The organism is Mycobacterium sp. (genome assembly GCF_019247615.1).
Classification (GTDB): Bacteria; Actinomycetota; Actinomycetes; order Mycobacteriales; family Mycobacteriaceae; genus Mycobacterium.
Genome location: NZ_JAFBAT010000129.1, coordinates 1 through 4579, shown reverse-complemented (window position 1 = coordinate 4579; position 4579 = coordinate 1). Strand labels below are relative to the sequence as shown.

Below are 4579 nucleotides of genomic sequence, written 5' to 3'. Positions count from 1 at the left end.
GAGCTCTTGCCTACGTTGGGCTTGCCGACGAACGCCACGCGTCGGGGACCGCCAGCCGCCGGCGCCGCCTCGGACACTCCCCCGCAAGCGGGCGGTACCCCCACGGGCAGCTTGGCCAGCACCTCGTCGAGCAGGTCGGCGACGCCGCGGCCGTGCATCGCGCTGATCGCGTGCGGCTCACCGAGGCCCAGCGACCACAGCGCGGCGGCGTCGGCCTCGCCCTTCTCGCTGTCAACCTTGTTGGCGGCCAAGAAGACCGGCTTGCCCGAGCGCAGCAGGATGCGCGCGGCGTCCTCGTCGGCCGCGGTGGCCCCGACGGTGGCGTCGACCACCAGGATCACCGCGTCGGCGGTGCGCATGGCCACCGACGCCTGCTCGGCCACCAGCTGCTGCAGACCCTTGGCGTCGGGCTCCCATCCCCCGGTGTCCTGCACGACGAACCGCCGCCCGGTCCACAGCGCGTCGTAGGACACCCGGTCGCGCGTGACGCCGGGGATGTCCTGCACCACCGCCTCGCGCCGGCCCAGGATCCGGTTGACCAGGGTCGACTTGCCGACGTTGGGCCGGCCAACGATCGCCACCACGGGCGCCGGACCGGCCTCGGCCAAGTCTTCGAAGTCGGAATCGACCGATTCCCAATCGCTTTCGTCGGACCAAGTGCCGTCGGACGTCATCGCACCGCCCCGCTCTTCTGCCGCACCAGCTCGAGCAGCTGGGCGATCACCTGCGACTCGCTCATGTCGCTGGTGTCGACGACCACCGCGTCCGCCGCCGCGCGCAGCGGCGACACCGCCCGGGTCGAATCGAGGTGGTCGCGGCGGCGCACGTCGGCCAGCACACCCTCGTAATCGTCCACCAGGCCCGACGCGACGTTTTGGTCGTTGCGCCGCTCGGCCCGCGTTTCGGCGGAGGCTGTCAGGAAGATCTTGACCGGCGCGTCGGGCAGGACCACGGTTCCGATGTCCCGGCCCTCGACGACCACGCTGCCCGGCCCCTCGGCCATGGCCCGCTGCAGCCCCACCAGCCGGGCCCGCACGGCCGGGACCGACGACACTGCCGACACCGCGCGGGTGACCTCGTCGCCGCGGATCTCGGCCGAAACATCTTGCCCACCAAGGAAGTAGCGATCGCCATCTACGGACAGCGGCACTGTCGCGGCAAGGCCCGCGACGGCCTCGGCATTACCCGGGTCGACCCCGGCGCGTAGCACCGCCAGCGTCACGATCCGGTACATCGCCCCGGTGTCCAGGTAGCGGGCGCCGAGCTCGCCGGCCAAACCCTTTGACACCGAGGACTTTCCGGTCCCGGCCGGTCCGTCGATGGCCACCACAAAAGTGCTCACAACCCGACCGCCTTGTAGAGCGCGCCGACCTCGTCGCGCCGCAACGCCCGGATGCTGCCCGGGCGCTGCTCGCCGAGCGACACCGCGCTGATATCGGTGCGCACCAGCGCCTCCACCGGGTGCCCGACGGCCGCCAGCAGCCGGCGAACGATGCGATTACGCCCCTCGTGTAACGTCAAGCGCACCAACGTCTTTCCGGGAACGGCGTCCACCACCGCGAAATTGTCGACTCGCGCGGGCCCGTCGTCCAGCTCGATACCCGCTCGCAGCTTCTTGCCCAGCCCGCGCGGCACCGATCCCGTCACCGTCGCCAGATAAGTCTTCGGCACCTCGTGGGAGGGATGCATCAATCGATGCGCCAGCTCACCGTCGTTGGTCAGCAGGATCAGCCCCTCGGTGTCGGCGTCCAACCGCCCCACGTGAAACAGCTTCTGGTTACCGCGCACCCGGCGTTCGATCAGGTCGCCGATGCAGGGCCGGCCCCGGTCGTCGGACATGGTCGAGTGCATTCCGCGCGGCTTGTTGAGGGCCAGATACACCAGCGAGTCGTCGACGACCACCCTGACCCCGTCGACGCGGATCACCGAGGCGTCCGGGTCGACCCGCGTCCCGAGCTCGGTCACCACCTGCCCGTCCACCTCGACGCGGCCGTCGATGATCATCTTCTCGGCCGCGCGGCGGGACGCAATTCCTGCCTGGGACAAGACCTTTTGCAGACGAGTGCCCTGAGCTTCGACCATCAATCCTGGTCCACGTCGAATGAGAGGGCCTCGTCGGGAGCCCGGCCGCCCGCGAGTTTCATGAAACGTGGCTCGCTGTCCAGGGATTCGCTGAGATCCTCGATCGTGTCGACGTCGGGAAGCAGCGGCGCGATGTCGGGAAGGTCGGCCAGCGACGTCAACCCCAGCCGTTCCAGGAACAGCTCGGTAGTGGCGAACGTCATCGCGCCGGTGTCCTCGTCGGCTCCGGCTTCGGTGATCAGGCCGCGCGCCAGCAGCGTGCGCATCACCGCGTCGACGTTGACGCCGCGGATCGCGCTCACCCGCGCCCGTGTCACGGGCTGGCGGTACGCCACCACAGCCAGCGTTTCGAGCGCGGCGCGGGTGAGCTTGGATCGCGCACCGTCCAGCAGCAACTTCTCGACGTACGGCGCGAATTGGGAGCGGGTGTACAACCGCCAGCCCTCGCCGTTCTGTCGCAAATCCATGCCGCTGTCGCGTGCGGTGAGTTCGTCGGCCATCTGCTGCAGCTTCGCCGCGATCCGGTAGGCGGGTTGCTGGGTGGCCGCGGCCAGCGCCTCGACACTGACCGGGGTGTCGACCACCAATAACAGCGCCTCCAGCACCGACCCCAGCTCATCGGCATCCATCGCGGCGACCTCGGCGATGTCGATGCCCAGATCGACGTCGGGCAACTCGTCCGTCATAGTCCATCCCGCACTTCTGCCAAGGCTTCGTTGGTGGAACGCTCTCCGGTCCACGAAATCTGGAGTGTGCCCAGCGGCTCCGGCTGGTCGAATGCTACCGTCCGGCTCCGATACAGCTCGAGCAGCGCCAGGAAGCGTCCGACAACCTCCATCGGCACCTGACAATCGGACACCAGCTCGGCAAACGTGGCCCACTGGCCGGCGCCGCGGCGTTCCAGGATCGCCAGCAGCCTGTCGGCCTGCTCGGGAATCGAGACCTTCAGGTCGTGCAGATGCTCGATGGCCACCGTCGGGACCGGCCGCGGGGTGAACACGACCGCGGCGATCTCGGCGAACCGTTGCGCGTCCACACCGAGCATGACCTCCGGGAGCAGCTCGGTGTAGCGGTCCTCAAGCGAGACGGCGCGCGGATAGCTGCGCAGCGCCGCGGCCTCGAGTTCGGCGAACAGCTCGGCGACGTGCTTGAAGGCGCGGTACTGCAGCAACCGGGCGAACAGTAGGTCGCGCACTTCCAGCAGCGCCAGGTCTTCCTCGTCGTCGACCTGCCCGGTCGGCAACAGGCGGGCGGCTTTCAGGTCGAGCAAGGTCGCGGCGATCACCAGGAACGCGGTGGTCTCCTCCAGGCCCAACCCTGAGCCGATCTCTCGGGTATACGCGATGAAGTCGTCGGTGACCTGGTGCAGCGCCACCTCGGTGACGTCGAGACGATGGGCGAAGATCAGCTGCAGCAAGAGATCGAACGGCCCCTCGAAGTTGGTCAGCCGGACCCGAAAACCTTCCGGGTAGCCGTTCTTCGCTGGCGCCTTGCCGTTCGCGCTGCCCTTCACGCGCCGAATCGGTCGATGACTTCGCGGGCCAGGGCGCGATAGGCGATGGCACCCGCCGACTTCGGCGCCCACGTGGTGATCGGTTCACCCGCCACGCTGGTCTCCGGGAATCGAACCGTGCGGGTGACCACGGTGTCGAACACTAGGTCACCGAACCGCTCCACCACCCGGGCCATCACCTCGCGCGCGTTGACGGTACGCGGATCGTAGCGGGTGAGCAGGATGCCGCTGATTTCCAGCTTCGGGTTGAGCCGGTCGCGTACCTTTTCGACGGTGTCGGTGAGCAGCGCCAATCCGCGCAGTGAGAAGAACTCGCACTCGGTCGGTATCAGCACCCCGTCCGCGCAGGCCAGGCCGTTGACGGTGAGCAGGCCCAGCGACGGCTGGCAGTCGATCAGCACGTAGTCGTAGCGGTCCAGCACCGGATGCAGCGCCCGGGCCAGCGTCTGCTCGCGGCCCACCTCGTTGACCAACTGGATCTCGGCGGCGGACAGGTCGATATTGCTGGGCACCAGGTCCATGTGCTTGACCCGGGTGGAGAGCAGCACGTCGTCGATCGAAACCCGTGGCTCCACCAGCACGTTGTGGATGGTCTTTTCCAGCTCGTAGTGCGGGACCCCGAGGCCCGCCGACAGTGCGCCCTGCGGATCCATGTCCACCAGCAGCACCCGCCTGCCGTACTCGGCAAGCGAGGCGCCGAGATTGATCGTCGACGTTGTTTTCCCGACGCCGCCCTTCTGGTTGCACATGGCGACGACCTTCGCCGGGCCGTGCGAGGTGCGCGGCCCGGGTTCCGGGATCGTCCGCGGCGGACGTCCCGTCAGCCCGATAACGACATCGCTGTCGCGGTGCTCGGTCATGCCCGGGGCGGTCGGGAGGTGGACATCGCCCGAAAGTCTAACGGCTTGTGACGCCCAGACCCGGTGACGCGCAGGCGAGATACCAGCCAATATGGGCAAGATCGCGCGCGCGTCGCACCACCGC

6 protein-coding genes are annotated in these 4579 nt (G+C 68.5%); all 6 read right to left on the bottom strand.

Annotation, left to right across the window (positions count from 1 at the left end; genetic code table 11):
- Positions 1-674, bottom strand: a 674-nt coding sequence (locus JO059_RS08630) for a GTPase (protein WP_293315708.1), incomplete at its 3' end; no start/stop codon positions are given.
- Positions 671-1342, bottom strand: a complete 672-nt coding sequence (cmk, locus tag JO059_RS08625; RefSeq protein WP_293315706.1) for a (d)CMP kinase — start codon at positions 1340-1342, stop codon at positions 671-673. The genes cmk and JO059_RS08630, both read right to left, overlap by 4 nt.
- On the bottom strand, positions 1339-2082 hold the full coding sequence (locus JO059_RS08620) for a pseudouridine synthase (protein WP_293315704.1): 744 nt from the start codon (positions 2080-2082) through the stop codon (positions 1339-1341). Before JO059_RS08620 ends, cmk begins: the two co-directional genes overlap by 4 nt.
- Positions 2082-2768, bottom strand: a complete 687-nt coding sequence (gene scpB, locus JO059_RS08615) for an SMC-Scp complex subunit ScpB (protein WP_293315702.1) — start codon at positions 2766-2768, stop codon at positions 2082-2084. The genes JO059_RS08620 and scpB overlap by 1 nt, the downstream gene beginning before the upstream one ends.
- Entirely contained in the window at positions 2765-3595 is an 831-nt protein-coding gene (locus JO059_RS08610) for a segregation/condensation protein A (RefSeq protein WP_293315700.1), read from the bottom strand. The genes scpB and JO059_RS08610 overlap by 4 nt, the downstream gene beginning before the upstream one ends.
- Positions 3592-4455 carry a ParA family protein gene (locus tag JO059_RS08605; RefSeq protein WP_293315698.1) on the bottom strand — a complete coding sequence of 288 codons (864 nt, stop codon included), beginning with the start codon at positions 4453-4455 and terminating at the stop codon, positions 3592-3594. Before JO059_RS08605 ends, JO059_RS08610 begins: the two co-directional genes overlap by 4 nt.
- Positions 4456-4579: the final 124 nt, after the last annotated feature.

Bases quoted from the DNA above. Each gene is read 5' to 3' on its own strand.
- scpB (WP_293315702.1), bottom strand. From the start codon at position 2,768: ATGACGGACGAGTTGCCCGACGTCGATCTGGGCATCGACATCGCCGAG.
- JO059_RS08620 (WP_293315704.1), bottom strand. From the start codon at position 2,082: ATGGTCGAAGCTCAGGGCACTCGTCTGCAAAAGGTCTTGTCCCAGGCA.
- JO059_RS08605 (WP_293315698.1), bottom strand. From the start codon at position 4,455: ATGACCGAGCACCGCGACAGCGATGTCGTTATCGGGCTGACGGGACGT.